Origin of the sequence: Mesorhizobium sp. M7A.F.Ce.TU.012.03.2.1, assembly GCF_004006095.1 — a bacterium.
In the GTDB taxonomy this organism is placed as follows: Bacteria; Pseudomonadota; Alphaproteobacteria; order Rhizobiales; family Rhizobiaceae; genus Mesorhizobium.
In genome coordinates this window covers 4,395,160-4,421,187 of the sequence record NZ_CP034779.1, presented here as the reverse complement: position 1 = coordinate 4,421,187, position 26,028 = coordinate 4,395,160, and the positions used below count along the sequence as shown (strand labels likewise).

General features: G+C 65.1%; 25 protein-coding genes and 1 riboswitch. Of the genes, 13 read left to right on the top strand and 12 right to left on the bottom strand.

Going from position 1 to position 26,028, the window contains the following annotated elements; translation table 11 throughout:
* Positions 1 to 169: 169 nt before the first annotated feature.
* The 11 genes from nuoI to EJ079_RS21535 form a co-directional block, all read right to left on the bottom strand.
* Entirely contained in the window at positions 170 to 661 is a 492-nt protein-coding gene (gene nuoI / locus EJ079_RS21585; RefSeq protein ID WP_023812382.1) for an NADH-quinone oxidoreductase subunit NuoI, read from the bottom strand.
* The gene (locus EJ079_RS21580; protein ID WP_127810074.1) at positions 658 to 912 is read right to left on the bottom strand and encodes a hypothetical protein; all 255 of its coding nucleotides are present in this window, start codon (positions 910 to 912) and stop codon (positions 658 to 660) included. The genes nuoI and EJ079_RS21580 overlap by 4 nt, the downstream gene beginning before the upstream one ends.
* Positions 909 to 1,952 (bottom strand): NADH-quinone oxidoreductase subunit NuoH, encoded by a 1,044-nt coding sequence (gene nuoH, locus EJ079_RS21575; protein WP_127810073.1) that lies wholly within the window; start codon positions 1,950 to 1,952, stop codon positions 909 to 911. The genes EJ079_RS21580 and nuoH overlap by 4 nt, the downstream gene beginning before the upstream one ends.
* 2 nt (positions 1,953 to 1,954) lie before the next feature.
* On the bottom strand, positions 1,955 to 4,036 hold the full coding sequence (gene nuoG, locus EJ079_RS21570; RefSeq protein ID WP_127810072.1) for an NADH-quinone oxidoreductase subunit NuoG: 2,082 nt from the start codon (positions 4,034 to 4,036) through the stop codon (positions 1,955 to 1,957).
* Between the two features lie 73 nt (positions 4,037 to 4,109).
* The gene (locus tag EJ079_RS21565; RefSeq protein WP_127810071.1) at positions 4,110 to 4,799 is read right to left on the bottom strand and encodes an NADH-ubiquinone dehydrogenase; all 690 of its coding nucleotides are present in this window, start codon (positions 4,797 to 4,799) and stop codon (positions 4,110 to 4,112) included.
* Between the two features lie 70 nt (positions 4,800 to 4,869).
* On the bottom strand, positions 4,870 to 6,174 hold the full coding sequence (nuoF, locus tag EJ079_RS21560; RefSeq protein ID WP_127268495.1) for an NADH-quinone oxidoreductase subunit NuoF: 1,305 nt from the start codon (positions 6,172 to 6,174) through the stop codon (positions 4,870 to 4,872).
* A gap of 10 nt (positions 6,175 to 6,184) precedes the next feature.
* On the bottom strand, positions 6,185 to 7,465 hold the full coding sequence (locus EJ079_RS21555; protein ID WP_127397204.1) for an NADH-quinone oxidoreductase subunit E: 1,281 nt from the start codon (positions 7,463 to 7,465) through the stop codon (positions 6,185 to 6,187).
* Complete coding sequence (locus EJ079_RS21550) at positions 7,466 to 8,656, bottom strand: NADH-quinone oxidoreductase subunit D (RefSeq protein ID WP_023812387.1); 1,191 nt, start codon at positions 8,654 to 8,656, stop codon at positions 7,466 to 7,468. It lies immediately after the preceding gene.
* Complete coding sequence (locus tag EJ079_RS21545) at positions 8,657 to 9,259, bottom strand: NADH-quinone oxidoreductase subunit C (RefSeq protein ID WP_127382173.1); 603 nt, start codon at positions 9,257 to 9,259, stop codon at positions 8,657 to 8,659.
* A 4-nt stretch (positions 9,260 to 9,263) separates the two neighbouring features.
* Positions 9,264 to 9,845 (bottom strand): NADH-quinone oxidoreductase subunit B, encoded by a 582-nt coding sequence (locus EJ079_RS21540; protein ID WP_013531090.1) that lies wholly within the window; start codon positions 9,843 to 9,845, stop codon positions 9,264 to 9,266.
* Complete coding sequence (locus EJ079_RS21535; RefSeq protein WP_010910112.1) at positions 9,836 to 10,201, bottom strand: NADH-quinone oxidoreductase subunit A; 366 nt, start codon at positions 10,199 to 10,201, stop codon at positions 9,836 to 9,838. Before EJ079_RS21535 ends, EJ079_RS21540 begins: the two co-directional genes overlap by 10 nt.
* A gap of 330 nt (positions 10,202 to 10,531) precedes the next feature.
* Here EJ079_RS21535 and EJ079_RS21530 point away from each other — a divergent pair, with 330 nt between their 5' ends.
* The 8 genes from EJ079_RS21530 (at position 10,532) to EJ079_RS21495 (ending at position 20,806) form a co-directional block, all read left to right on the top strand.
* Positions 10,532 to 11,731: a winged helix-turn-helix domain-containing protein gene (locus EJ079_RS21530; RefSeq protein ID WP_127810070.1), complete on the top strand. Its 1,200-nt coding sequence runs from the start codon at positions 10,532 to 10,534 to the stop codon at positions 11,729 to 11,731.
* A gap of 29 nt (positions 11,732 to 11,760) precedes the next feature.
* Positions 11,761 to 11,965: riboswitch (cobalamin riboswitch) on the top strand.
* A gap of 38 nt (positions 11,966 to 12,003) precedes the next feature.
* Entirely contained in the window at positions 12,004 to 12,432 is a 429-nt protein-coding gene (locus tag EJ079_RS21525) for a DUF1636 family protein (protein ID WP_127322371.1), read from the top strand.
* Positions 12,433 to 12,434: 2 nt separating this feature from the next.
* Entirely contained in the window at positions 12,435 to 13,487 is a 1,053-nt protein-coding gene (gene cobW / locus EJ079_RS21520; RefSeq protein WP_127810069.1) for a cobalamin biosynthesis protein CobW, read from the top strand.
* A gap of 18 nt (positions 13,488 to 13,505) precedes the next feature.
* A complete protein-coding gene (locus tag EJ079_RS21515; RefSeq protein WP_127810068.1) occupies positions 13,506 to 17,135 on the top strand; it encodes a cobaltochelatase subunit CobN in 3,630 nt (1,209 codons plus the stop codon).
* The gene (cobG, locus tag EJ079_RS21510) at positions 17,132 to 18,655 is read left to right on the top strand and encodes a precorrin-3B synthase (protein ID WP_127810067.1); all 1,524 of its coding nucleotides are present in this window, start codon (positions 17,132 to 17,134) and stop codon (positions 18,653 to 18,655) included. Before EJ079_RS21515 ends, cobG begins: the two co-directional genes overlap by 4 nt.
* Positions 18,656 to 18,657: 2 nt before the next feature.
* Complete coding sequence (locus EJ079_RS21505) at positions 18,658 to 19,290, top strand: precorrin-8X methylmutase (RefSeq protein WP_127271902.1); 633 nt, start codon at positions 18,658 to 18,660, stop codon at positions 19,288 to 19,290.
* Positions 19,287 to 20,045: a precorrin-2 C(20)-methyltransferase gene (locus tag EJ079_RS21500; protein ID WP_127810066.1), complete on the top strand. Its 759-nt coding sequence runs from the start codon at positions 19,287 to 19,289 to the stop codon at positions 20,043 to 20,045. Before EJ079_RS21505 ends, EJ079_RS21500 begins: the two co-directional genes overlap by 4 nt.
* Positions 20,042 to 20,806: a precorrin-3B C(17)-methyltransferase gene (locus EJ079_RS21495; RefSeq protein WP_127271898.1), complete on the top strand. Its 765-nt coding sequence runs from the start codon at positions 20,042 to 20,044 to the stop codon at positions 20,804 to 20,806. The genes EJ079_RS21500 and EJ079_RS21495 overlap by 4 nt, the downstream gene beginning before the upstream one ends.
* Here EJ079_RS21495 and EJ079_RS21490 read toward each other — a convergent pair.
* A complete protein-coding gene (locus EJ079_RS21490; protein ID WP_127270798.1) occupies positions 20,770 to 21,531 on the bottom strand; it encodes a cobalt-precorrin-6A reductase in 762 nt (253 codons plus the stop codon). The two genes, EJ079_RS21495 and EJ079_RS21490, sit on opposite strands and share 37 nt — an antisense overlap.
* A 1-nt stretch (position 21,532) precedes the next feature.
* Between EJ079_RS21490 and cbiE the strand changes: the two genes are divergently transcribed.
* From cbiE to EJ079_RS21465, 5 genes are read left to right on the top strand one after another with little or no spacing between them, the layout of a single operon-like run.
* Positions 21,533 to 22,774: a precorrin-6y C5,15-methyltransferase (decarboxylating) subunit CbiE gene (gene cbiE, locus EJ079_RS21485; RefSeq protein ID WP_127810065.1), complete on the top strand. Its 1,242-nt coding sequence runs from the start codon at positions 21,533 to 21,535 to the stop codon at positions 22,772 to 22,774.
* Positions 22,771 to 23,154 (top strand): cobalamin biosynthesis protein, encoded by a 384-nt coding sequence (locus EJ079_RS21480; protein WP_127810064.1) that lies wholly within the window; start codon positions 22,771 to 22,773, stop codon positions 23,152 to 23,154. The genes cbiE and EJ079_RS21480 overlap by 4 nt, the downstream gene beginning before the upstream one ends.
* On the top strand, positions 23,151 to 23,915 hold the full coding sequence (cobM, locus tag EJ079_RS21475) for a precorrin-4 C(11)-methyltransferase (protein WP_127810063.1): 765 nt from the start codon (positions 23,151 to 23,153) through the stop codon (positions 23,913 to 23,915). The genes EJ079_RS21480 and cobM overlap by 4 nt, the downstream gene beginning before the upstream one ends.
* Positions 23,912 to 24,718 carry a uroporphyrinogen-III C-methyltransferase gene (cobA, locus tag EJ079_RS21470; protein WP_127810062.1) on the top strand — a complete coding sequence of 269 codons (807 nt, stop codon included), beginning with the start codon at positions 23,912 to 23,914 and terminating at the stop codon, positions 24,716 to 24,718. Before cobM ends, cobA begins: the two co-directional genes overlap by 4 nt.
* Positions 24,715 to 26,028 carry a cobyrinate a,c-diamide synthase gene (locus EJ079_RS21465; protein WP_127810061.1) on the top strand — a complete coding sequence of 438 codons (1,314 nt, stop codon included), beginning with the start codon at positions 24,715 to 24,717 and terminating at the stop codon, positions 26,026 to 26,028. Before cobA ends, EJ079_RS21465 begins: the two co-directional genes overlap by 4 nt.

Sequence of the window (26,028 nt, the reverse complement as noted above, 5' to 3'; positions counted from 1 at the left end):
CCGGTTCCAAAGCCGCGTTGTCCTAGCCCATGTTCCGATCGGGTTGAAAGGCCCGATCGAAAGAAACATGGGCCACTCTGTATTCCGGAGCATGATCTGGTCCGAAAAGTCCGCAACTTTTCGGGATCATCCTCTGGACGAGGCCCCTGCCCGTCCCATGCGTCAAATATCAGCGGTAGGGCGAGTCCAGCGAGATGTTGCGCGCCAGTTCGCGCTCCCACCGGTCGCCATTCGCCAACAGCTTGTCCTTGTCATAGTAGAGTTCCTCGCGCGTCTCCGTCGCGAATTCGAAATTCGGCCCCTCGACGATGGCGTCGACCGGGCAGGCTTCCTGGCAGAAGCCGCAATAGATGCACTTCACCATGTCGATGTCGTAGCGAACCGTGCGGCGCGTGCCGTCGTTGCGGCGGGGGCCGGCCTCGATGGTGATGGCTTGCGCCGGGCAGATCGCCTCACACAATTTGCAGGCGATGCAGCGTTCCTCGCCATTGGGATAGCGGCGCAGCGCATGCTCGCCGCGGAAGCGCGGACTGGTCGGCCCCTTCTCGTGCGGATAGTTGATCGTCTCCTTCGGCGCGAAGAACTGGCGCATCGACAGGAAGAAGGCGCTGACGAAATCCTGCAGCAGCAGCGATTTGGCGGCTTGGGAAAGAGCGCTCATTGTTGTGCTCCAAACGTCGTTACTGCCAGTATCGCCCCCAAGATGGACCAAAAAACCGGCATGAAATAGCGATATGCAAATGTGGTCATCTCACCAATCTTGCTCTTATTCCAACCCAAGATCGGCATCACATATCCGGCCGGCAGCCTCTCCTGGCTTTTGAGCACGAATGGCAAAACAGCGACGTAGCCGAATGTCGCAACCGCCAATCCACAAATCACACCGATCAGGCCAAGGAAAACTGTGCTCATGCCCATCCCGTGATCTTGAGGAAGGCGGCGGTGGCGACCACCATGAACAGCGAGATCGGCAGGAACACTTTCCAGCCAAGCCGCATCAGTTGGTCGTAGCGGTAGCGCGGCACGAAGGCCTTCACCATGGAGATGCCGAAGAACACGAAGCAGACTTTCAGCACGAACCAGATGACGCCCGGCACCCAGGTGAACGGCGCGAAGTCGAACGGAGGCAGCCAGCCGCCGAGGAACAGGATGGTGGCCAGCGCGCACATCAGCACGATGGCGACATACTCGCCGAGGAAGAACAAAAGGAACGGCGTCGACGAATATTCGACCATGTGGCCGGCGACCAGTTCCGATTCGGCTTCCACCAGATCGAAGGGCGGCCGGTTCGTCTCGGCCAGCGCCGAGATGAAGAAGATGATGAACATCGGGAACAGCGCCAGCCAGTTCCAGTCGAGGAAGGTGTTGGGCAGGCCAAGCCGCGTGCCAATTCCATCATGCTGCGACAAAACGATATCGGTGAGGTTGAGCGAGCCGGCGGTGAGCAGAACGGTGACGATGACGAAGCCGATCGAGACTTCGTAGGACACCATCTGCGCCGCCGAACGCAGCGCGCCGAGGAACGGATATTTCGAGTTGGAGGCCCAGCCGCCCATGATCACGCCATAGACCTCGAGCGAGGAGATGGCGAAAACATAGAGGATGCCGACATTGACGTTGGCGATCGCCCAGCCCTGATCGACCGGGATGACCGCCCAGGCCGAGATCGCCAGCACGGCCGACACCAGCGGCGCCAAAAGGAACACGCCCTTGTTGGCGCCTGACGGGATGACCGGTTCCTTGAAGACGAATTTCAGCAGATCGGCGAAGGCCTGCAGCGTACCCCAGGGGCCGACGACGTTCGGGCCACGGCGCAGTTGAACCGCCGCCCAGATCTTGCGGTCGGCGTAGAGGATGTAAGCAACGAAAATCAGCAGGATAACGATCAGCACGACCGATTTCAGCAGAATGATCAGCGCCGGCAGCACGTAGAAGGAGAAGAAAGTGTCCATGCTTATTCCGCCGCCTGCTTGAAGCCGCTCTTGGCCAGCGCCGAGCATTCCGCCATCACGGCCGATGCCCGCGCGATCGGGTTGGTCAGGTAGAAATCCGTCACCGGCGAGGTGAAGGTGCCCTTGTTCAGCCGCCCGCCGAGCTTCGCCACCCCGGCGATGTCCTCGGCATTGCCGGCCGCGACCTGATCGATACGGGCCAGATGCGGGTATTCGCCATAGAGCTTGGCGCGCAGCTGCGGCAGCGAATCGAACGGCAGTTTCTTGCCCAGCACATCCGACAGCGCCCGCAGGATCGCCCAGTCCTCGCGCGCTTCGCCCGGCGCGAAGCCGGCGCGGTTGGTCTGCTGCACGCGGCCTTCGGTGTTGATGTAGGTGGCCGACTTTTCCGTGTAGGCGGCCGCCGGCAGGATGACATTGGCGCGGTGCGCGCCCTGGTCGCCATGCGTGCCGATATAGACGACGAAAGCGCCGCCGGTCTTGGCCATGTCGATCTCGTCGGCGCCGAGCAGGAACAAGAGCTCCATTTCGCCCAGCATGCCGGCGACGTTTCTGCCGCCCTCGCCCGGCACGAAACCGAGATCGAGGCCGCCGACGCGGCCGGCCGCGTTGTGCAGCACGGCAAAGCCGTTCCAGTCGGCGCGTGCAGCATTCACGGCGGCGGCGAGCTTGGCCGCCTGGCCGAGCACGGCCGCGCCATCGGCACGCGCCAGCGCACCCTGGCCGACGATGATCAGCGGATGCGTCGCCTTCTTCAGCGTCTGGAAGAACTTGCCGTTGCCGTCGGCCAAATCCTTCAGCGAATCCGGTCCGGCGCCCAGCTGTTCGTAGTCGTAGCGGGTATCGCCGACATCGCCGATGACGGCGACCGGCAGGTTGCCGATCCGCCAGCGCTTGCGGATCCGGGCGTTGAGCACCGAAGCTTCATAGCGCGGGTTGGCGCCGATGATCAGCACCGCGTCGGCCTGTTCGATGCCTTCGATGGTCGGGTTGAAGATATAGCTCGCCCGGCCGAGCGCCGGGTCGAGTGCGGCGCCGTCCTGGCGGCAATCGGTATTCTTCGAGCCGAGCGAAGCCATCAGCAGCTTGAGCGCATAGGTTTCCTCGACGGCGGCGAGATCGCCCGCGATAGCGCCGATCTTTTCGGGCGCCGTCTTCGATACCGCGTCCTTGATCGCGGCGAAGGCCTCGGCCCAGCTGGCGGCAACCAACCTGCCGTCCTTGCGCACATAGGGGCGGTCGAGACGCTGCGTGCGCAGGCCGTCCCAGATAAATCGGGTCTTGTCGGAGATCCACTCCTCGTTCACCGCCTCGTTGACGCGCGGCAGGATGCGCATCACTTCACGGCCCCGGCTATCGACACGGATCGCCGAGCCGACCGCATCCATCACATCGATGGATTCGGTCTTGGTCAGCTCCCACGGCCGCGCCTGGAAGGCGAATGGCTTCGAGGTCAACGCGCCGACCGGGCAAAGGTCGATGACATTGCCCTGCAGCTCCGACGTCATCGCCTGTTCGAGATAGGTGGTGATCTCGGCATCCTCACCACGGCCGATCAGGCCCAGTTCCGAAATGCCGGCGACTTCGGTGGTGAAGCGGACGCAGCGCGTGCAGTGGATGCAGCGGTTCATCACCGTCTTGACCAGCGGTCCGATATATTTGTCTTCGACCGCGCGCTTGTTCTCGTGATAGCGCGAGGAATCGACGCCGAACGCCATCGCCTGGTCCTGCAGGTCGCATTCGCCGCCCTGGTCGCAGATCGGGCAATCCAGCGGATGGTTGATCAGCAGGAATTCCATCACGCCTTCCCTGGCCTTCTTGACCATCGGCGTGTTGGTGAAGATTTCCGGCGCCTCGCCATTCGGCCCGGGACGCAGGTCGCGCACGTTCATGGCGCAGGAGGCCTGCGGCTTGGGCGGCCCACCCTTCACCTCGATCAGGCACATGCGGCAATTGCCGGCGATCGAGAGCCGCTCATGGAAGCAGAAGCGCGGCACTTCCGCGCCAGCGTCTTCCGCCGCCTGCAGCAGCGTGTAGTGGTCGGGTACAGTGATCTCTTTCCCGTCGACCTTGAGCTTTGCCATTCGCCTCAAACCCCTGCGGAGTTCCCGCAATCTCTTTTTCCGGACGCGGTCGAGACCACGTCGGGCACTTCATTCACTTCTTGACGGCGAGCGCCGCCGCTTGGGTTTTCCAATCGTCGCGGCCGATGCGGCCGCCGAGCGACAGATAGTCCTCGACCCAGGCAACCTCTTGCGGCGTCCATGCCGCGATCTGGGCATACGTCCAGATACCGAGGCCGTTGAGAACCTTTTCCAGCTTCGGCCCGATGCCCGAGATGGCCTTGAGATCTGCCGGAATGGCCGGCTTCTCCATGGCGTTGGGCTGCCTGAAATCATCGGGCATCAGCGCATCGCCGGCGCCGCTTGTCGCCGGAGCGGCGTTTGCGGCCGGCACGGCAGTGGCGGCTTCCTTGGCGGCAATATCGGTGACCTCCCGGGCGAAGGACTGCGCCTCGGCGATCATGGTTTTCGCCGTCGCCCGTGCCTTGGTGGAGGAAGGACTTGGATCTTCGAACTGCGCGACGCGCGCCTCGAAATCATCGACGATCGGCTGCAGCAGCCGCTGCGAGGCTTCTGCCGCGCCTGAAAGCGCGCCCAGCCAGACGCCGAAAGCATGATTGGCGAGCCCGAGGCCAAGCGCCGACATCGCCGCCGCACCCGCCACAGGATGCACGAAAAGGTTGACGGCGCTGGCCATCTCCTTCGGCATCATCCTGGTCAAGTCCTGGTTCATCTTCTCGATCTGGTCCAAATTGGGCATCAGCGGGTTCGAATACGGCGACATAGAGTTCTCCTGGTCGTTTCTTCGTTCGCCCCGCCCTTCGCTGCGGACTTTCGCCCGCGTAAACATTCTTCTATTCCGCCGCCACCATCACAGGCTCGGCCCGGTGCGCATTGCGCGAAAACTCGTCGATGCGCCGCTCCACTTCGCCGCGAAAATGCCGCATCAGGCCCTGGATCGGCCAGGCCGCCGCGTCGCCAAGCGCGCAGATCGTATGGCCTTCGATCTGCTTGGTGACGTCGAGCAGCATATCGATCTCGCGCTTCTGCGCCTCGCCGCGCACCAGCCGTTCCATCACCCGCCACATCCAGCCGGTGCCTTCGCGGCATGGCGTGCACTGGCCGCAGCTCTCGTGCTTGTAGAAGTAGGAAAGCCGCGCGATCGCCTTCACGACATCGGTCGACTTGTCCATGACGATGACAGCCGCGGTTCCAAGGCCGGATTTGAGGTCGCGCAGCGCGTCGAAATCCATCGGCGTGTCGATGATCTGCTCGGCCGGCACCAGCGGCACCGAGGCGCCGCCCGGTATGACCGCCAAAAGATTGTCCCAGCCGCCGCGAATGCCGCCGCAATGCGTCTCGATGAGCTCGCGGAACGGAATCGACATCGCCTCTTCGACCGTGCACGGATTGTTGACGTGGCCGGAGATGCAAAACAGCTTGGTGCCGACATTGTTGGGCCGGCCGAAGGACGAGAACCAGGCCGCACCGCGGCGCAGGATGGTCGGCGCGACCGCGATCGATTCGACATTGTTGACCGTGGTCGGGCAGCCATAGAGGCCGACATTGGCCGGGAATGGCGGCTTCAGCCGCGGCTGGCCCTTCTTGCCTTCGAGGCTTTCGAGGAGTGCAGTCTCCTCGCCGCAGATATAGGCGCCGGCGCCGTGGTGCATGTAGATGTCGAAATCATAGCCGGAGGTGTTGTTCTTGCCGATCAGCTTGGCCTCATAGGCTTCCTCGATCGCGCGCTGCAGCGCCTCGCGCTCGCGGATGAACTCGCCGCGCACATAGATGTAGGCGGCAATCGCGCCCATGGCGAAACCGGCAAGCAGCGCGCCCTCGACCAGCGTGTGCGGGTCGTTGCGCAGGATGTCGCGGTCCTTGCAGGTGCCGGGCTCGGATTCGTCGGCGTTGATGACGAGATAGCTCGGCCGGCCATCGCTCTGCTTGGGCATGAATGACCATTTGAGGCCCGTCGGGAAGCCGGCGCCGCCGCGGCCGCGCAGGCCCGACGCCTTCATCTCGTTGACGATCCACTCGCGCCCCTTGGCAACGATGCCGGGCGTGTTGTCCCAGGCGCCGCGCGCCATCGCGCCGGCCAACGACTTGTCAAACAGGCCGTAGATATTGGTGAAGATGCGGTCTTTGTCCTGAAGCATTTTTCGTCCCTCAGACCGGCTTCTTGCCGAAGACGCGGATGTATTCGGCGACGCCACCCTTGGCGAGCGCCTTGGCCTGCTTGACCCAGTCGTCGCGATCGATGCGGCCCTGGAAAGAGAGATAGCCATCCACCCACTCGCGTTCGGCCTTCTTCCACGACGCGACCTGCGCGAAGGTGAAAATGCCGAGCGTATGCAGGATGCCCTCGATCTTGGGGCCGACGCCGGAGATCAGCTTCAGGTCGTCGACCTGTGCCGGTTTATCGATGCCGGCCGGACGGTTTTTGTCCCCGAGCGACGGTTTGGCCGTCTTGGCGGCCGGTACCTTGACCTCCGGCGCCTTGAAGGCGGATGCCGGCTCGGCCTTGATTATCGGGCCGCTGCGCTGCTTGGAAACCTGCTCGACCTTGGAGTCCGCCTTGTTGGCGTTGGCGGCCGAATGCAGCGGCGCGGCAACGCTCGCCGCCTTTTCAACCGCCGGCGCGACCTTGGTTTTTGAAGGCGTCTTCAATGCCGGGCTGGTTTCAGGGGTGTCGGTCTTCGGCTTGCTGGTGTTGGACGGTGCGACAGGGGCCGCGGCCGGCCCCGGCACAGGCGCCGCGATGATCGCGTCGGGCGCCGCCCTGGCGGCCTTGGCGGCCTCCCTGGCCTCCCTTTCGCGGGTCGACTTGAGGATCGCCTTTTCGCTCTTCAGCGTGGTGAGGCCGGAGGCCGGCTCGGAGCCGGTGCGGCCGTTCTGCGGCCCCGGTTCCACCGAAGCACCCTTGCCGGCGTCATAGAGATCGATGATTTCAGCCAGGCGTTCCGGCGTCAGATCCTCGAACGTGTCCTTGAAGATCATGACCATCGGCGCGTTGACGCAGGCGCCAAGGCATTCGACCTCTTCCCAGGACAAGGTGCCCTTGTCGTTGGCGTGGAACTGGTCGTGATGGATTTTGGAGCGGCAGACATCCATCAGCGCTTCCGAACCGCGCAGCATGCAGGGCGTGGTGCCGCAGACCTGGATATGCGCACGCGTGCCGACCGGATTCAACTGGTACTGCGTGTAGAAGGTCGCGACTTCGAGCCCGCGGATACGCGGCATGCCGAGCATGTCGGAAATCGTCTCGATGGCCGCCTTCGTCACCCAGCCTTCCTGCTCCTGCGCTATCATCAGCAAGGGAATGATGGCCGACTGCTCACGGCCCTTCGGGTACTTCTTGATCCATTGCTTCGCCGCAGCCGCGTTCGCCCGGTTGAAGGCGAAGGATGCTGGCTGGACGCTGGCTTCTGCGAGACGGCGGACTGACATTTAGCGATCGACCTCACCAAACACGATGTCGAGGGAGCCGAGAACGGCGGTGACGTCGGCCAGCATGTGGCCGCGGCAGAGGAAATCCATCGCCTGCAGATGTGCGAAACCCGGCGCGCGCAGCTTGCAGCGGTAGGGCTTGTTGGAGCCGTCGGAAACCAGATAGACGCCGAATTCGCCCTTCGGCGCCTCGACCGCGGCGTAAACCTCGCCGGCCGGCACGCGATAACCCTCGGTGTAGAGCTTGAAGTGATGGATCAGCGCTTCCATCGAGCGCTTCATCGCCTGGCGCTTGGGCGGCACCACCTTGCCGTCGAGGTTCGACACCGGCCCGGTGCTTTCCTTGCCGAGCAGGAGATCGACGCACTGGCGCATGATCTTCGCAGACTGGCGCATTTCTTCCATGCGCACGAGGTACCGGTCGAAGCAGTCGCCGTTCTTGCCGATCGGAATGTCGAAATCCATTTCCGAATAGCATTCATAGGGTTGCGACTTGCGCAGGTCCCAGGGAGCACCCGAACCGCGCACCATCACGCCCGAAAAACCCCAGGCCCAGGCATCGGCCAGCGAGACGATGCCGATGTCGACATTGCGCTGCTTGAAGATGCGGTTGCCGGTCAGCAGCTGATCGAGGTCGTCGATCGACTTCAGGAACGGGTCGATCCACTTGCCGATGTCCTCGACCAGTTTCTGCGGCAGGTCCTGGTGGACGCCGCCGGGACGGAAATAGGCGGCATGCATGCGCGAACCCGAGGCGCGCTCATAGAACACCATCAGCTTTTCGCGCTCGACGAAGCCCCATAGCGGCGGCGTCAGCGCGCCGACGTCCATCGCCTGCGTCGTCACATTGAGGATGTGCGACATGATGCGGCCGATTTCGCAGTAGAGAACGCGGATCAGCTGGCCGCGCTTCGGCACTTCGATGCCGAGCAGGCGCTCGGCGGCGAGCGCGAAGGCGTGCTCCTGGTTCATCGGCGCGCAATAGTCGAGCCGGTCGAGATAGGGAATCGCCTGCAGGTAGGTTTTGGCCTCGATCAGCTTTTCGGTGCCGCGATGCAAGAGCCCGATATGCGGATCGACGCGATCGACGACTTCGCCGTCCAGCTCCAGCACAAGGCGCAAAACGCCGTGCGCCGCAGGGTGTTGCGGGCCGAAATTGATGTTGAAGTTGCGGACGGAGGTTTCAGCCATTTACTGCTTTGCCTTCTCGTCACCCGGCAGGACGTAATCCGTACCTTCCCACGGGGACAAAAAATCGAAATTGCGGAATTCCTGCTTGAGCTCGACCGGCTCATAGATAACGCGCTTGGCCTCATCGTCGTAGCGCACCTCTACGAAGCCGGTCAGCGGGAAATCCTTGCGCAGCGGATGGCCTTCGAAACCATAGTCTGTCAACAGGCGGCGCAGATCGGGATGGCCCGAAAACAGCACGCCGTAGAGATCATAGGTCTCGCGCTCGAACCAGTCGGCACCGGGAAAGACGCCGGTGATCGATGGCACCATGGTTTCCTCGTCGGCCTGCACCTTGATGCGGATGCGCACATTCTGCTTCGGCGACAGGAGATGGTAGACGACGTCGAAGCGCTTGGCCCGCGACGGATAGTCGGCGCCGCAGACGTCGATGATCGAGATGAACTGGCAGCGCGCATCGTCGCGCAGGAAGGTCATGACCTCTACCAGATCGCGCGGCTCGACGCGGATGGTGAGTTCGCCATAGGCGATATCAGCCTCGTTCACGCGGCCGATCAGCTTCTCGCCGAGATAGTTCGACAGTTCGCTCAGGGATGCGGTCATGGATTTACCGTTCGATCGTGCCGGTGCGGCGGATCTTCTTCTGCAAGAGAAGAATGCCGTAGAGCAGCGCTTCGGCGCTCGGCGGGCAGCCGGGCACATAGATATCGACGGGCACGATGCGGTCGCAGCCGCGCACCACCGAATAGGAGTAGTGGTAGTAGCCGCCGCCATTGGCGCAGGAGCCCATCGAGATGACGTAGCGCGGTTCCGGCATCTGGTCGTAGACCTTGCGCAGCGCCGGCGCCATCTTGTTGGTCAGCGTGCCGGCGACGATCATGATGTCGGACTGGCGCGGGGACGCGCGCGGCGCGACGCCGAACCGCTCCGAATCATAGCGCGGCATCGAGGTGTGGATCATCTCGACCGCGCAGCAAGCGAGGCCGAACGTCATGAACATCAGCGACCCGCTGCGCGCCCAGGTGATGAGCGCCTCGGTCGAAGTGACCAGAAAGCCCTTGTCGGCCAACTCGTTGTTGATCTCAAGGAAGAAGGGATCGTCCTCCCCCACCGGCCTGCCGGTGTTGGGATCGATAATACCCTTGGGCTTCGGCGCGACGAGGGTGCCTGAACTGTCGTTCAATCCCATTCCAGCGCTCCTTTTTTCCATTCATAGGCAAAGCCGATGGTCAGCACCGCCAAAAACACCATCATCGACCAGAAACCGAGCATGCCGATCTTCGAAAACGACACCGCCCACGGAAACAGGAAGGCCACTTCCAGGTCGAAGATGATGAACAGGATCGACACCAGGTAGAAACGGATGTCGAACTTCATGCGCGCGTCGTCGAACGAGTTGAAACCGCACTCGTAGGCGGAAAGCTTTTCGGGATCGGGATTGCGGTAGGCCACCAGGAAGGGCGCGGCCAGCAGCGCCAGGCCGACAACCAGCGCCACGCCTATGAACAGGACGATGGGCAGGTATGAGCTCAAGAGTGCGTTCATGCTCGGCTTTCCGTTGGCGCAATCCACTTTGATTACAGCACCGGACCCTAATGCGGAAGCGTGACAGTTTAACCGCTGAACCGTTTTAAGGGCCTATGCTGCAACGCGGCGAGGGTTAGCGCAGCACTTCCAGCGAAGCAAGTCAAACCTTGTTCAAAACACCGACCTGGACGGCATATCGCGGCAAACTGGTCCGATCCGCTCCTGTTTGATTTCCTTCGCTTTTTACTCCACTTTTCTCTCCTGACATGGATGCCGCCAAAACCCTGCTAGCATGGGTTGGAATCAGCCATTCGACCCTCGGTCAAAACACTTCAAAGTGATGCCTGCATGAAGGAAAAGATCTCGCTCCCCACGGCCCGTCGCATCGCGCTTGCCGCCCAGGGGTTTCTCGATCCCCGCCCGACCGGCACGCCCGACCGCCGGCATTTTGCCCGCACCCTCTCCCGCACCGGCCTGCTGCAGATCGATTCCGTTAGCGCGGTGGTGCGCGCTCATTATATGCCACTCTATTCGCGCCTTGGCCCCTACCCGTTCTCGCTGCTCGACAATGCCGCGGTGACACGCAAGCGCACGGTTTTCGAATACTGGGCGCATGAGGCTTCCTTCCTGCCGGTGGAGACGTACCCGCTGATGCGCTGGCGCATGCAGCGCGCCGAGCGCGGCGAGGAAATGTATCTGGGGCTCGCCAAATGGGGCCGCGAACATGCCGCCTATATCGAGGAGATCTACCGCCAGGTCGCCGAGCGCGGCCCGATCGCCGCTTCCGCGCTCGAAGGCCAGAAAGGCTCGGGCGGCTGGTGGGGCTGGAGCCACGCCAAGCATGCCTTCGAATGGCTGTTCTGGGCCGGACGCATCACCACGGCGCACCGTCGCGGTTTCGAGCGCTTCTATGATCTGCCCGAGCGCGTGCTGCCGCAGGCGGTCCTCGATCTGCCGGTGCCGACGCCTGAGGACGCGCACCGCGAATTGCTGCGCATTTCCGCCCGCGCCCACGGCGTGGCGACTTCAGGCGATTTGCGCGATTATTTTCGGCTTTCGCCGGCGGACATGAAGGGCCGGCTGGAGGAGCTCGTCGAAACAGGCGAATTGCTGCCGGTGCGTGTCGAAGGCTGGGACAAGCCGGCCTATCTTCACCGGGACGCCCGCCTGCCGCGCAAAGTCGAGGCCCGCGCCCTGCTGGCGCCCTTCGATCCGGTCGTCTTCGAACGATCGCGCACCGAGCGGCTGTTCGATTTCCATTACCGCATCGAGATCTACACGCCTGCCGACAAGCGGCAATACGGCTATTATGTCCTGCCGTTCCTGCTCGGCGACAGGATCGTGGCACGCGTCGACCTCAAGGCCGACCGTCCGGCCAGCATACTGCGGGTCCATGCGGCCTATGCCGAGCCGGGTGCGCCGCCTGAAACCGCTGCAGAACTGTTCGAGGAATTGAAGCAGATGCAGGGCTGGCTTGGTCTTGAGCGCATGGAAGTGACCCCGGCCGGCGATTTGGGTCCGGCGCTGGCCGACATCGCCATGTCGTAAGCTCGCGTTGACACCGCCGCCCGCAAAAGCCTAAATCCGGGTCAGATGGTCTCTTGCCCGCAACGGCAAGAGCTAAGAGGGAATGCGGTGCGGGGCAAAATCCCAAATCCGCGGCTGTCCCCGCAACTGTAAGCGAAGAGCCAAGGCCGAAAGCCACTGGGAGTTCCCGGGAAGGCGGCTACCCAAGGCGATGACCCGCGAGCCAGGAGACCTGCCGTCTGCGACTTTAGAATCCGATCGCCCGGCGGGTTTCCGGGCAAGGAGCCCGATCTTTGGACCACGACAGCAGTTTTTCGGCTGGCACAGCGGATATTTCGTCCGGCCATGATGATGCCTTGGCCGGCGTCACCATCATCGTCTGCGCCTCCTGTCGCGATGAGACCGGCTCCGACGCTCATCCCCGCGCCGGCGAATTGCTGGCGGAGGATACGCGCCGCGCCGCATCCGGCGACGACATCCGCATCCGCAGCGTCGAATGCCTTGGCAATTGCAAGCGGCGCCTCAGCGCCGCCATCCTGCGCGACGGCTGCTGGAGCTATGTCTTTGGCGACCTGACCGAGACCAGCGGCGCCGACCTCGTCACGGGCGCCAAGCTTTTCGCCACCTCGACCGACGGTCTCATTCCCTGGCGTGGCCGCCCCGATAGCCTGAAGCGCGGCCTCGTTGCCCGCATCCCTCCCCTCGACCTGCTGAAGGACTGACCATGACTGCCCCAGATTCGTCTGCGAACCTCTCCCGCGTTCCCTGCACCGTCGTCACCGGCTTCCTCGGCGCCGGCAAGACGACGCTGGTCCGCCATCTCCTGGAAAACGCCGGCGGCAAGCGCATAGCCATCATCGTCAACGAATTCGGCGACATCGGCATCGACGGCGAGATCCTGAAGGGCTGCGGCATCGACACCTGCCCGGAGGAAAACATCGTCGAACTGGCCAATGGCTGCATCTGCTGCACCGTCGCCGATGATTTCGTCCCGGCGCTTGACAAGATCCTGTCGCTGACGCCGAGGGTCGACCACATCCTGATCGAGACTTCGGGCCTGGCGCTGCCCAAGCCGCTGGTCCAGGCCTTTCAGTGGCCGAGCGTGAAAAGCCGGGTGACTGTCGACGGCGTCATCGCCGTGGTCGACGGGCCGGCCTTGGCCGAAGGCCGCGTCGCCAACGACATGGATGCTCTGCAGGCGCAGCGCGCCGGGGACGAGACGCTCGACCACGACGACCCGGTGGAAGAACTGTTCGAGGATCAGATCGCCTGCGCCGACCTGATCATCCTGTCGAAAAGCGACCTGATGGACGCAGCCGGCACCGCCCGCGCCAACGCCATCATCAACGAACACTCCGCCCGCGCCGTGAAGATCGTGCCGACGTCGCATGGCAAGGTCGATCCCTCGGTGCTGCTCGGGCTCGGTCTGGCCGTCGAGGACGACATCGAGAACCGCAAGTCCCATCATGACGGCGCGTTCGACCACGAGCATGACGACTTCGACACCTTCATCGTCGACATTGCCTCGATCGCCAATCCGGACGAGCTGGCAAAGCGCGTCGCCACCGTCGCAGAAGAAGAGAACGTGCTGCGCGTAAAAGGCTTCGTCGAAGTCGGCGGCAAGCCGATGCGGCTCTTGCTGCAGGCCGTCGGGCCGCGCGTCAATCATTACTATGACCGCGCCTGGACCGCGCAGGACGACCGCCGCTCGCGTCTCGTCGTCATCGGCCTGAAGGGGCTGAACCGCCCGGCGATCGAGCGTATACTCGCCGGCTGATTTCGGACACGGGTCGCGATGCACATCCTCACCACGACATCCGCCTCGCTCGACGACCTCGCCGAGCCGGTCGATCTGCGGCAGACGCCGGCGGATATCGTGGCCCTGTCCTTCACCGACAGCGATCTCGCCGGACTGGCAGCCGCCTGGAAGGCCGATGCCGGCCGCCGGCCCTCGATGCGGCTGGCCGCCCTGCGTGACCTGCGCCATCCCATGTCCGTCGACCTCTGGGTCGACAGCGTCGCCCGCCACGCCAAGATCATCCTGGTGCGCATCCTCGGCGGCTACGACTGGTGGCGCTACGGCTGCGACCAGCTCGCCTCGACTGCCCGCGAACGCGGCATAAAGCTGGCACTGCTGCCCGGCGAATGCCGCGACGAGGATCTGCGCCTGATCGAAGCCTCGACGTTGCCGCGCGAAGAGTTGGACGGCCTGCTCGACTATTTCCGCGAGGGCGGCCCGGCGAATATGAGCGCGCTGGTGCGGAGATTGGCGCGGCTGGCGGGGTCGGATGCGCCTTTCGTCGAACCGGTCGCCGTGCCCAAAGCTGGCTACTACGAACCCGGCCGCGGCGTCGTCCCCCTCCCCCTCGAGGGGAGGGTCCGGCCGCAGGCCGGGGGTGGGGTCCTCTCCGAGGCGCGCCGACTCAAAGAAACGCCGCGTCCGGTCGTACCGACCCCACCCGGCCCTGCGGGCCACCCTCCCCTCGAGGGGGAGGGAAAGGTCGTGCCTATCCTGTTCTACCGCTCGATGCTGCTGGCCGCCGATGTCGCGCCAATCGACGCACTTTTTGAAGCTCTGCGACAGCGCGGCATCAACCCGGTCCCAATCTTCGTCTCCAGCCTCAAGGACCCGGCATCCCTGGCCTTCGTGGAAACAGCACTCGCCTCACTGAAACCCGCCGCCATCGTCACCGCTACCGCTTTCGCGTCCGGTGCCGAACCGGGCAATGAGACCTTGTTCGACCGCGCCGGCGTGCCGGTCTTCCAGGTCATCGTCGCCACCACCCGCCGCGACATCTGGGAGAACAACCAGCGCGGCCTGGCGCCCGCCGACCTTGCCATGCATGTCGTGCTGCCCGAGCTCGACGGCCGCATCCTGGCCGGCGCCATTTCCTTCAAGGGCGAGAGCGAGATCGATCCAGCACTTGGCCACCGCGCTTTCGCCAACCGGCCGGAACCGGATCGCGTGGCGCAAGTGGCTGACCGCATCGCGGCCTTCATCCGGTTGCGGGAGACGCCCCGGGCCAAGCGCAAGCTGGCGATCCTGATGCCGGATTATCCCAGCGCCCCCGGCCGCACCGGCTATGCCGTCGGCCTCGACGTGCCGTCCAGCGTGCTGGCCATTCTGCAGGACCTGCGGGATCAGGGCTACGGGGTTGAGGGGATTCCGGAGACGCCGCGTGAGTTGCTGGGTATGTTGGAAACGGGCGAGCACGGGCTGGCCTTCCAGGATTACATGGCCTTCTCGACCGAATTGCCGACTGCGGCAATTGCTGCAGTCGAAGCCGCTTGGGGGAAGGTGGAAGATGAGACGGGTCTGCGCGAGGCGCCCCCCTCTGTCCTGCCGGACATCTCCCCCTCAAGGGGGGAGATTGCGCTGTCATTACCGGTTTCGCCAATCTCCAATGTTGCAGGAGAGGGCGGAGCGTCAAAACTGCCAATCTCCCCCCTTGAGGGGGAGATGTCCGGCAGGACAGAGGGGGGCGCCTCGCGCCGAAGCTTCCCCTTCCGCGCCGCGACCTTCGGCAACATCACCGTAGCACTCGCCCCGGATCGCGGCCGCTCCGCCGACCGCCGCACCGACTACCACGATCCGACGCTCCCCCCACGTCATGCGCTGATCGCCTTCGGCCTGTGGCTGCGCAAGTCGCTCCGCGTCCATGCGCTGGTGCATGTCGGTGCACACGGCACGCTGGAATGGCTGCCGGGCAAAACCGTTGCTCTGTCGGAAAACTGCTTTCCCGAGATCGTCACGGGTCCCTTGCCCGTCATCTATCCCTTCATCGTCTCCAACCCAGGCGAAGCGGCGCAAGCCAAGCGCCGCATCGCCGCCGTCACCCTTGGCCATCTGCCACCGCCGCTGACCGGCGCCGGGCTTGACGAAAACCAGAACAAGCTCGAGCGGCTGGTCGACGAATATGCCCAGGCCGACGGGCTCGACCGCCGCCGCCGCGACCGTCTGGCGAAACTGATCGTCGACACCGCACAAAAGACCGGTCTCGCCTCCGACGCGGGCGTCGCCGGGACCGACGCTCCGGACGAAGCGCTGCGCCGCATCGACGCCTGGCTCTGCGACCTCAAGGATTTCGCCATCAAGGACGGGCTGCATATCTATGGCTGCGCGCCCGACGACGAGCCCGACGCCATGCGGCGACAAAGCGCTGACGCCGAGAAAGCGGCGCTGCTCGCCGCGCTCGATGGCCGCCACGTCAAGGCCGGCCCGGCCGGCGCGCCCGCGCGGGGTCGCTCGGACGTTCTGCCCACCGGCCGCAACCTGTTCACCTCGGACCCACGCACCATGCCGACGCCGACCGCCTATGATCTGGGCAAGGCAGCGGCGGAGGAAGTGGTGCGCGGCTACATGCAGTCGCATGGCGACTGGCCGCGCTCGCTGGTCATCGACCTGTGGGGCTCGGCCTCACTGCGCACCGGCGGCGAGGAGATCGCGCAAGGATTGGCTCTGATGGGCTGCCGGCCGCAATGGGATTCGGCGACCGGCCGCATCACCGGCATCGAGGTATTGCCGCCGGCCACGCTCGGAAGGCCGCGCGTCGATGTCACCTGGCGCATTTCGGGCCTGTTCCGCGACATGTTCCCGACCCAGATCGCACTGATCGATGCCGCCGCCAACGCGGTGGCCGCCCGCGACGAGGAGGACTCGGAAAACCCGCTCGCGGCCAAAACCCGTGCCGATGGCAAGCTCAGCCCGCGCATCTTCGGCACCTCACCCGGCACATACGGCGCCGGCGTCGAGGATATCTTGTCCTCCGGTAACTGGGTGGCGCGCGAAGAAATCGGCCGCGCCTATCTCGACGCCACCTCGCATGCCTATGGCGGTGCCAAGGGCGAAGGCGTATCGGTGCCCGGCGTCTTCGAAACCCGCATCGCCGAGGCCGATCTTCTCGTCCACACCGGCGACGACCCCGGCCGCGACATCCTCGAAGGCTCCGCCGAGGTCGCTTTCATCGGCGGCTTTTCGGCCGCCCTTGCGGCGCTCGGCAGGAATGCCGACGTCATCGTGCTCGACACCACGGACCCGCAAAAGCCCAAGCCGCGTTCGCTCAGTGAGGCCGTATCGCGGGTGGTGCGCGCCCGCGCCGTCAATCCACGCTTCATATCGGGACAGATGCGCCACGGCCCGCGTGGCGCCTCCGAATTTGCCGAAACCGTAGACCGCCTGGTCGGCTTCGCCGAAACCACGCACGCCATTTCGGGCACGCTGATCGAGGCAGTGCACGATGCCTATCTCGGCGATCCCATGGTCCGCGCCTTCATCCTGCGCGAGAACCCCGCCGCCGCCAAAGTCATCGCCGAGCGCTTCCTGTCGGCGCGACGGCGTGGCCTGTGGCATCCCCTGCGCAACTCCATCGACGACGATCTCACGGCCATGATTGCCGAGGCCGAGGCGCTTGGGGTGGCGGCATGAACGCCTTCTCTCGTCGCGGCGCCTGCCCGGCTTTGTCGGTGCCAATGCAAACCGGCGACGGGCTTTTGGTGCGGCTCAACCCGGTTGCTGGAGGCCCATCTTCTGGAGGCCCGACTTCTGGAGGATTGTCGCCGAAGCTTTTGATCGGGTTAGCCGAATCCGCCTTGTGGCATGGCAATGGCATCATGGAAGTCACCGCGCGCGGCAGTCTACAGATACGTGGGCTGACGACGGACAGCGCGATGCTGCTGGCGGCGGAGGTCGATGCGCTTGATATCGCGGTGCGCACCGGCGTGCCGGTGGAGACCGGCCCGCTGGCCGGCATTGATCCGCAGGAGATTGCCGATCCCCGGCCACTGGCTGAACGGATCAGGGCGGCGATTGACGAGGCTGGATTAGCGCCAATGCTGGGGCCGAAGGTTTCCGTGATTGTCGATGGCTGCGGGCAGTTGACGATGGATTCGGTGACGGCCGATGTGCGGCTTGCTGCAGTGCGGGTCGATGCAGGAGTTCGGTGGCGGGTGTCTGTCGCGGGTGATGGGTGGAATGGGAGGCCACTTGTCACTGCCGATGAAGGCTCGGCGTGCGACATCACCGTCGCGGCCCTAAGAATGGTTGCCGAAAAAAGCCGCGAGGCTCATGCGAGGGATTTGACTGAGAGGCAGTTGGTGTCTCTGGCGGGTTGGCTATGCTCGACAAGTTTGCGCGAGGCGCCCCCCTCTGTCCTGCCAGACATCTCCCCCTCAAGGGGGGAGATTACGCTGCCACCGATGGTTTCGCCAATCTCCGGTGTTGGTAAGGAAAAGCCGGCGCCTAAGCTGCCGATCTCCCCCCCTGAGGGGGAGATGTCCGGCAGGACAGAGGGGGGCGCCTCGCGTAAACCTATCGGCCTTTTCCCCTTAGCCGGCGACGCCACCGCCCTCGGCATCGCCCTCCCCTACGGCAGCATGCCAGCAGAGAAGATCATCGCTCTCGCCCAACACGCCCTCGCCCTCGGCACCTCAGAAATCCGCCTAGCCCCCGGCCGCGCCCTGCTCTTCCTCGGTCAGCTACCGGCAGCCAACCAACCCCTCCAACACACCGCCACCGCCCTCGGCTTCGTCACCGCCCCCACCGACCCGCGCACGCGCATAGCCGCTTGCCCCGGCACGCCGGCCTGCGCCTCCGGCCGCATTGCCACGCGCGAGATCGCCGAGACGATTGCCACTGAAAACGCCGACATCCTCGACTTCACCCTGCACATTTCCGGCTGTGCCAAAGGCTGCGCCCACCCCGGCCTGGCGACGCTGACGATTGTCGGCGGCGAAAACGGAGCCGGACTTGTCGTGAACGCGACGGCAAAGGCCCTTCCTGCGGGCTACAGGCCGGGCTATGACGCCGCGCGCGGCATCCGCCGCGTCGCGGCAATGATCCGCAGCGCACGATATCAAGGCGAGACTGCCGCTGCTTGCCTGACAAGGCTCGGGCCGGCCGGTATCGCCGAGGCTTACCGACAGGCCCAAACTGAAAAACGGAAATGAGCATGGCCGCCTACGACTACATCCATGACGGCACGGCGATCTACGAGCGCTCCTTCGCCATTATCCGCGCCGAGGCCGATCTGTCGCGCTTCTCCGAGGCCGAGGCCGATGTCGCCATCCGCATGATCCATGCCTGCGGCCAGGTCGAATCTTCAAGTCATTTTGTGTTCTCCACGGATTTGGTTGCCGCGGCCCGCACCGCTTTGGCGGCGGGCGCGCCAATTTTCTGCGACGCGGAAATGGTCTCGCATGGCGTCACCCGCGCCAGGCTGCCGGCCGGCAACGAGGTGATCTGCACCTTGCGCGATCCGCGCACGCACGACATCGCCAGGGAAATCGGCAACACCCGCTCGGCCGCCGCGATCGATTTGTGGGGCGAGCGCATGGCGGGCTCGGTGGTTGCCATCGGCAATGCACCGACCGCGCTGTTCTATCTATTGGAAAAACTGCGCGACGGCGCGCCGAAGCCTGCGGCCATCATCGGCATGCCGGTCGGCTTCGTCGGTGCTGCCGAATCGAAGGACGCGCTGGCCGAGAATTCCTACGGCGTTCCCTTTGCCATCGTGCGTGGCCGTCTCGGCGGCAGCGCCATGACCGCCGCAGCGCTCAATTCATTGGCGAGGCCGGGCCTGTGAACGCGCTTCCCAAAGGCCGTCTCGTCGGCGTCGGCACCGGTCCCGGCGACCCAGAACTGCTGACCCTGAAAGCCGCGCGGGCCTTGGCGGAAGCCGATGTCGTGGCCTATTTCGCCAAGCGCGGCAACAACAGCAATGCGCGCGCCATCGTCGAAGCGCAGTTCCGGCCTGAAATGACGGAATTGCCGCTGCTCTATCCCGTCACCACCGAAATCGCTAGGGATCACGACGACTACCGCTCGCAGATCACGGCTTTCTACGAGGAGTCCGCCGAGAAGGTCGCCGAGCACCTTCAGGCAGGCAGGATGGTTGCGGTGCTGTCCGAGGGCGACCCGCTTTTCTACGGCTCCTACATGCATCTGCATGTGCGCCTCGCCCATCGCTTCCCGACCGAAGTTATTCCCGGCGTCACCGCCATGTCCGGCTGCTGGTCGCAGACTGGTGTTCCGATCGTCCAGGGCGACGATGTGCTGACGGTGCTGCCCGGCACGATGAGCGAGTTCGAGCTGACGCGCCGGCTGGCTGACACCGATGCCGCCGTCATCATGAAGGTCGGCCGCAACCTGCCAAAGATCAGGCGGGCGCTGGAGGCTACGGCCAAGCTGTCGCGCGCCGTCTATGTCGAGCGCGGTACCATGGCCGGCAGCGTGTCGATGAAGCTGGCCGACAAGACGGACGACAAGGCGCCCTATTTCGCCATCGTGCTGGTCGCCGGCTGGTCCGGCCGCCCCGGCGCCGTGGGAGCGCAGGCATGAGCGGCCGTCTCACTGTCATCGGCCTTGGGCCCGGCAATGCCGATCAAGTCACTCCGGAAGCCAGCCGCGCCGTCGCCGAGGCGAAATTCTTTTACGGCTACAAACCGTATCTCGACCGGCTGGAATTGCGCCCGGAACAGACCCGAGTCGCTTCCGACAATCGCGAGGAACTCGCCCGCTCCAAGGACGCACTGATCAAAGCCGCCGAGGGCCACGACGTCGCGGTGGTTTCCGGTGGCGATCCCGGCGTGTTCGCCATGGCGGCGGCCGTCTGCGAGGCGATCGAGGCCGGCCCGGCCGAATGGCGCGCGGTCGATGTCGCTGTGGTGCCCGGCATCACCGCCATGCTGGCGGTCGCCGCCCGCATCGGCGCGCCGCTCGGCCATGATTTCTGCGCCATCTCGCTGTCCGACAATCTGAAGCCATGGGAGCTGATCGAACTGCGCCTGCTGGCGGCAGCCGGCGCCGGCTTCGTCATCGCGCTCTATAACCCGATCAGCAAGGCGCGCCCCTGGCAGCTCGGCCGCGCCTTCGAGTGCCTCACCGCGATCCTGCCCGGCACCACACCGGTGATTTTCGGCCGCGCCGCCGGCCGCCCGGATGAGCGCATCGAGGTCTACCTGCTGGCCGATGTCGAGGCAGAGAAGGCCGACATGGCGACCTGCATCATCATCGGCTCGCCGGAGACCCGCATCATCAAGCGCGCGGAGAAGCCGGCGCTGGTCTACACGCCGCGCTCGTCCACGGGACGGACAAAATGATCGACCAACACGGTCAGCGCTTCAACGCTTTCAGCCGCGGGAACATCCGGCAAGACTGGCCGTTGGATCATGACCACCTCGAGGCCAAGCGCCCGCGCCGCGGCGATCTTGCCATAAGTCGCTTCGCCGCCGCTGTTCTTGGACACGACGACATCGATGCGTTGCTTTTCGAGCAGCGCGCGTTCCTCCGCCTCACGAAACGGGCCACGGGCCAGAAGATAGCTCGCATCCGGCACGGCAAGCTTGGGCTCGATCGCGTCGACGCTGCGGACGAGATAATGATGCTGGGGCGCAGCTTCGAAAGCAGCGACCTCTTGCCGGCCCAGCGCCAGGAAAACACGGCGCGGCGCCAGTCCAAGCGCTCGCGCGGCATCGCCGGATGTAATGACCTCAGTCCAGCGGTCGCCTTCGACAGGCTCCCAGCCGGGGCGTCGCAGCGCAAGGATCGGCACACCGGCCACGCGCGCGGCTTGCGCCGCATTGGCGGAGATCTGCGCCGCATAGGGGTGCGTCGCGTCGATCAGCAGATCGATAGGCTCTTTCCGCAAATAATCGGCCAATCCATCGGCACCGCCAAAGCCCCCCGTTCGCACCGGCACGCCTTGCGCGACCGGGCTTTCAGTGCGGCCAGCCAGCGACAGCGTGACCGAGGCGCGCGCCGCCAGTTTTCCGGCCAGTTGCCGGGCTTCGGTGGTGCCGCCGAGGATCAGAATACGGTGGGTCATCATGCCTGCTGAAGGTCCGCGCGGTGCCAAGCTCACCCCAAAATGGCTCACAATCGTCGGCATCGGCGAGGACGGTTTAGCTGGTCTCGGCGACGAGGCCAAGCAGCGGATTGCCGAGGCGGAGATCATCTTCGGCGGCAAGCGGCACCTGGCGCTGGTCGCTTCCTTCGCCAAGGGCGAGGCGCGCGCCTGGCCGGTTCCTTTCGATGCCGAGATGGCTGACGTGCTGGCGCTTGCCGACAGGCGCGTCTGCGTGCTCGCTTCAGGCGATCCGTTCTTCCACGGCGTCGGCGCCACCCTCGCGCGCAAGGTCAAGCAACAGGAGATGCATGTCATCCCCGCACCGTCGGCCGTTTCGCTGGCGGCCGCGCGCCTTGGCTGGGCGCTGCAGGACATCGAGACCGTCTCGCTGCACGGCCGGCCGCTCGACCTGATCCGGCCGCTGCTGCAGCCACGCGCGCGCATTTTGGCACTGACCTCGGATGCCGAAGCCCCCGCTGCAATAGCGCGCCTGCTCACCGAACTCGACTTCGGCGCATCGCGGCTGACGATCCTGGAGGCGTTGGGTGGGCCAAGCGAGGACCACCGCACGATCCGCGCCGATGCCTTCGATCTCGAAAACATCAATCCACTCAACGTTCTGGCGGTCGAAGTTGAATCCGGTCCGGACGCGCGCGTCCTGCCGCTCACATCAGGCCTTGCCGATCATCTGTTCGACCATGACGGCCAGATCACCAAGCGCGAGATCCGCGCGATCACCCTGTCGGCGCTGGCGCCGCGGCGCGGCGAATTGCTGTGGGACATCGGCGCCGGTTCCGGTTCCATCGGCATCGAATGGATGCTGGCCCACCCTTCGATGCGCACCATTGCCATCGAGGCCGATCCGATCCGCGCCGCCCGCATTGGCCGCAACGCGGCCGTCTGCGGCGTTCCCGGCCTTGTCGTGGTGGAAGGCAGCGCGCCCAGGGCACTTGCCAGGCTGGACACGCCGGACGCGATCTTCATCGGCGGCGGCGGCAGCGATGCCGGCGTGCTGAATGCTGCCATCAAGGCGCTGCGCCCGGGCGGCCGTCTCGTGGCAAATGCGGTGACGCTGGAGATGGAAGCCTTGCTCCTCGCCCAGCATACCAAGCTCGGCGGCGATCTCACCCGCATCGCCATCTCTCGCGCATCGCCGGTCGGCGCGATGCAGGCCTGGCGGCCGGCCATGCCCGTGACCCAATGGAGCTGGGTCAAGCCATGATGGTCGCGGGCATCGGCAGCCGAAAAGGCGTGAGCGTCGAAGACGTGCTTGCCGCGATCGAAACCGCGCTGGAGACTCATGGCCTGACGATGACGGCGCTTTCGGCACTGGCGACTGCCGAGTTCAAGAAGGATGAAGAAGCGATCGCCGCCGCTGGCCGCGCGCTGAACCTTCCGGTCATCATCGTCGATGATGCAGCCCTTCAGGCCGCCTCGGACACGCTTAGCCATTCCGACCTCTCGCAAGAACTCGCCGGCACGCCATCGGTTTCCGAGACGTCCGCCCTCGCCGTTGCCGGCGCCGGCGCCAGACTGCTTGGCCCCCGCACGGTGCTCGGCCCGGTCACCTGCGCCATCGCCATCAGCGGAGATGCGCCATGACCGTCCATTTCATCGGCGCCGGTCCGGGTGCCGCCGACCTCATCACGCTGCGCGGCGCGAGGCTGCTGGCAAGCTGCCCGGTCTGCCTGCATGCCGGTTCGATCGTCGCGCCCGAATTGCTGCAGCACTGCGCGCCGGGGACAAAACTGATCGACACCGCGCCGATGTCGCTCGACGAGATCGAGGCCGCCTATCTCGACGCGCATAAATCAGGCCAGGATGTCGCCCGCCTGCATTCCGGCGACCTGTCGGTGTGGAGCGCTGTCGCCGAGCAGATCCGCCGGCTGGAAAAGCATGGCATTCCCTACACGCTGACGCCGGGCGTCCCCTCCTTCGCCGCAGCCGCCGCCGCATTGCGCCGTGAGCTGACCATTCCCGAAGTCGCGCAAAGCCTGGTGCTGACACGCATCTCAGGGCGCGCGTCAAAAATGCCGCCCGGCGAAACGCTGGCCGGCTTCGGCCGCACCGGCGCCACGCTGGCGATTCATCTGGCCATCCACGCCATCGACCGCGTCGTTGCCGAACTCACACCGCACTATGGCGGCGATTGCCCGGTGGCGGTCGTCTTCCGCGCCTCCTGGCCGGACGAGCGTGTGCTGACCGGTACGCTGGCGACCATCGAGGCGTTGCTGGCCGCTGATCCGATGGAGCGCACGGCGATCATCTTCGTCGGCCGCTCGCTGGCAGCGGAAGGTTTTGGCGAGAGTTCATTATACGACGCCCACTATCAGCGGCGTTTTCGCGGACGGGACGGATTGTGAGCGGCAGCACCAAAAACACTACGCTCGAAAAGGCGTTGTCCCAGCTGAATTTCAAGCCGCGCCGGCTTGAGCCGGGCCATGTCTGGCTGGCCGGCGCCGGCCCCGGCGACCCCGGTTGCCTGACGCTCGAAGTGCTGGCGGCTTTGGCCGAGGCGGATGCGCTGGTCTACGACGCGCTGGTCTCATCGGATGTCGTCGCCGTCGCCGAAAATGCCGAGCTTTTCTTTGCCGGCAAGCGCGGCGGAAAACCGTCGATGAAACAGGATGACATCACCGCCCTTTTGGTGCGGCTGGCGCGCGACGGCCGCCGCGTCGTCAGGCTGAAGGGCGGCGATCCCTATATTTTCGGCCGCGGCGGCGAAGAAGCCCTGGCGCTGGCGCATGAAAACATCCCGTTCCGCGTGCTGCCAGGCCTGACCTCGGGCCTCAGCGCTCTGGCCGCGACCGGCATTCCGGCCACCATGCGCGGCATCAACAAGGCAGTGATCCTGGCGACCGGCCACGCCGCCGGCACCGATGACGATCTCGATTGGGCGGCAATCGCCCGCACCGGCCAGCCTGTCGTCGTCTATATGGGCATGGCCAACCTGCCTTTGATCGCGGCGGCACTGCTCGATGGCGGGCTGGCGCCGTCGACACCGGCGGCAGTGATCGTCGCGGCGACCACGCCGCAGGAACGAACCGTCGTCGCCACGCTCGCCACCATTGCCGAGGAAGCCGCGGCCGCCGGTCTTGCCTCGCCGGCGCTGATCATCGTCGGCGGCATCGTTGCCATGCGCGCGGCACTGGCGGGACAAGCATGACGGCCCGCGCCATCATCGTCGGCGCGCCGCGCTCCGGCTCCGGCAAGACCAGCGTCACCATCGGCATTTTACGCGCGCTCACCCGGCGTGGGCTGAAGGTGCGAGGCGCCAAATCCGGCCCCGACTATATCGACCCCGGCTTCCACACCGCCGCCACGGGATTGTCCGGCGTCAATCTCGACAGCTGGGCGATGCCGCCATCGCTGCTCAACGCACTCGCCGCGCAAGCCGCCGACGACACCGATTTCGTCATCCTCGAAAGCGCCATGGGCCTGTTCGACGGCATTCCGGCCTCGCCCGGCCGCACCGGTTCGGCGGCCGACCTGGCGCGGCTCTACGGCCTGCCGGTGCTGCTGGTGCTCGACGTTTCCGGCCAGTCGACCACCGCGGCCGCCGTCGCCAAGGGTTTTGCCACCTACGATCCGGATGTACGCATGGCCGGTGTAGTGCTCAACCGGTTGGGCAGCGAGCGGCACCGCCGGCTGTCGGGCGACGCCATCGAGGCGATCGGCCTGCCGGTCGTCGGCGCCATCCTGCGCGATCCCACTCTGAACCTGCCCGAACGCCATCTCGGCCTCGTCCAGGCCGGCGAATATGACGACCTGATGGCGCATCTCGACCGGCTGGCCGATATGGCGGAGAAATCGCTCGACCTCGATGCGATCATGGCCCTGGCGACACCCTTCACCCCGGCGTCTGGCGGCTTCACCGACGCACTGGCGCCGCCCGGCCAGCGGATCGCGTTGGCCGAGGATGCCGCCTTCACCTTCCTCTATCCGCATGTCGCCGCCTACTGGCGCAAGGCGGGTGCCGAAATCGTCCCGTTCTCGCCGCTCGCCGATGAAGCGCCCGACGAGGCTTGCAATGTCTGCTGGGTGCCCGGCGGCTATCCCGAGCTTCACGCCGGCAAGCTCGCCGCCGCCGCGACTTTCCGCGCCGGGATGGCGCGTTTTGCCACGACAAAGCCCATCCATGGCGAGTGCGGTGGCTTCATGGTGCTGGGCGAAGCGCTGGAGGACGCATCGGGCGACACGCATGCGATGCTCGGCCTGCTCGGCCATTCCACCAGCTTCGCCAAACGCAAGATGAATCTCGGCTACCGCGAGGCGCGGTTGCGCGCCGACTGCCCGCTGGGCTCACAAGGTGCGCTGATCCGCGGCCACGAATTCCACTATGCGCAGATGACCTCTACCGGCAATGACGACCCCTTGGCCGACCTTGCCGACGGTCTGGGCAATCCGATCGGCGCCTCGGGCTACCGGCGCGGCCATGTCAGCGGCACCTTCTTCCATGCGATTGCGAGAGGCTAG

What these genes read in the sequence shown, in the direction of transcription:
- nuoG (WP_127810072.1), bottom strand. Translation starts at nt 4,036, where the DNA reads ATGGCAAAGCTCAAGGTCGACGGGAAAGAGATCACTGTACCCGACCAC.
- EJ079_RS21555 (WP_127397204.1), bottom strand. Translation starts at nt 7,465, where the DNA reads ATGTCAGTCCGCCGTCTCGCAGAAGCCAGCGTCCAGCCAGCATCCTTC.
- nuoI (WP_023812382.1), bottom strand. Translation starts at nt 661, where the DNA reads ATGAGCGCTCTTTCCCAAGCCGCCAAATCGCTGCTGCTGCAGGATTTC.
- EJ079_RS21540 (WP_013531090.1), bottom strand. Translation starts at nt 9,845, where the DNA reads ATGGGATTGAACGACAGTTCAGGCACCCTCGTCGCGCCGAAGCCCAAG.
- EJ079_RS21490 (WP_127270798.1), bottom strand. Translation starts at nt 21,531, where the DNA reads ATGACCCACCGTATTCTGATCCTCGGCGGCACCACCGAAGCCCGGCAA.
- cbiE (WP_127810065.1), top strand. Translation starts at nt 21,533, where the DNA reads ATGCCTGCTGAAGGTCCGCGCGGTGCCAAGCTCACCCCAAAATGGCTC.
- EJ079_RS21515 (WP_127810068.1), top strand. Translation starts at nt 13,506, where the DNA reads ATGCACATCCTCACCACGACATCCGCCTCGCTCGACGACCTCGCCGAG.
- cobG (WP_127810067.1), top strand. Translation starts at nt 17,132, where the DNA reads ATGAACGCCTTCTCTCGTCGCGGCGCCTGCCCGGCTTTGTCGGTGCCA.
- EJ079_RS21565 (WP_127810071.1), bottom strand. Translation starts at nt 4,799, where the DNA reads ATGTCGCCGTATTCGAACCCGCTGATGCCCAATTTGGACCAGATCGAG.
- EJ079_RS21535 (WP_010910112.1), bottom strand. Translation starts at nt 10,201, where the DNA reads ATGAACGCACTCTTGAGCTCATACCTGCCCATCGTCCTGTTCATAGGC.
- EJ079_RS21495 (WP_127271898.1), top strand. Translation starts at nt 20,042, where the DNA reads ATGAGCGGCCGTCTCACTGTCATCGGCCTTGGGCCCGGCAATGCCGAT.
- EJ079_RS21465 (WP_127810061.1), top strand. Translation starts at nt 24,715, where the DNA reads ATGACGGCCCGCGCCATCATCGTCGGCGCGCCGCGCTCCGGCTCCGGC.
- EJ079_RS21550 (WP_023812387.1), bottom strand. Translation starts at nt 8,656, where the DNA reads ATGGCTGAAACCTCCGTCCGCAACTTCAACATCAATTTCGGCCCGCAA.
- nuoF (WP_127268495.1), bottom strand. Translation starts at nt 6,174, where the DNA reads ATGCTTCAGGACAAAGACCGCATCTTCACCAATATCTACGGCCTGTTT.
- nuoH (WP_127810073.1), bottom strand. Translation starts at nt 1,952, where the DNA reads ATGGACACTTTCTTCTCCTTCTACGTGCTGCCGGCGCTGATCATTCTG.
- EJ079_RS21480 (WP_127810064.1), top strand. Translation starts at nt 22,771, where the DNA reads ATGATGGTCGCGGGCATCGGCAGCCGAAAAGGCGTGAGCGTCGAAGAC.
- EJ079_RS21580 (WP_127810074.1), bottom strand. Translation starts at nt 912, where the DNA reads ATGAGCACAGTTTTCCTTGGCCTGATCGGTGTGATTTGTGGATTGGCG.
- cobW (WP_127810069.1), top strand. Translation starts at nt 12,435, where the DNA reads ATGACTGCCCCAGATTCGTCTGCGAACCTCTCCCGCGTTCCCTGCACC.
- EJ079_RS21530 (WP_127810070.1), top strand. Translation starts at nt 10,532, where the DNA reads ATGAAGGAAAAGATCTCGCTCCCCACGGCCCGTCGCATCGCGCTTGCC.
- cobM (WP_127810063.1), top strand. Translation starts at nt 23,151, where the DNA reads ATGACCGTCCATTTCATCGGCGCCGGTCCGGGTGCCGCCGACCTCATC.
- EJ079_RS21505 (WP_127271902.1), top strand. Translation starts at nt 18,658, where the DNA reads ATGGCCGCCTACGACTACATCCATGACGGCACGGCGATCTACGAGCGC.
- EJ079_RS21545 (WP_127382173.1), bottom strand. Translation starts at nt 9,259, where the DNA reads ATGACCGCATCCCTGAGCGAACTGTCGAACTATCTCGGCGAGAAGCTG.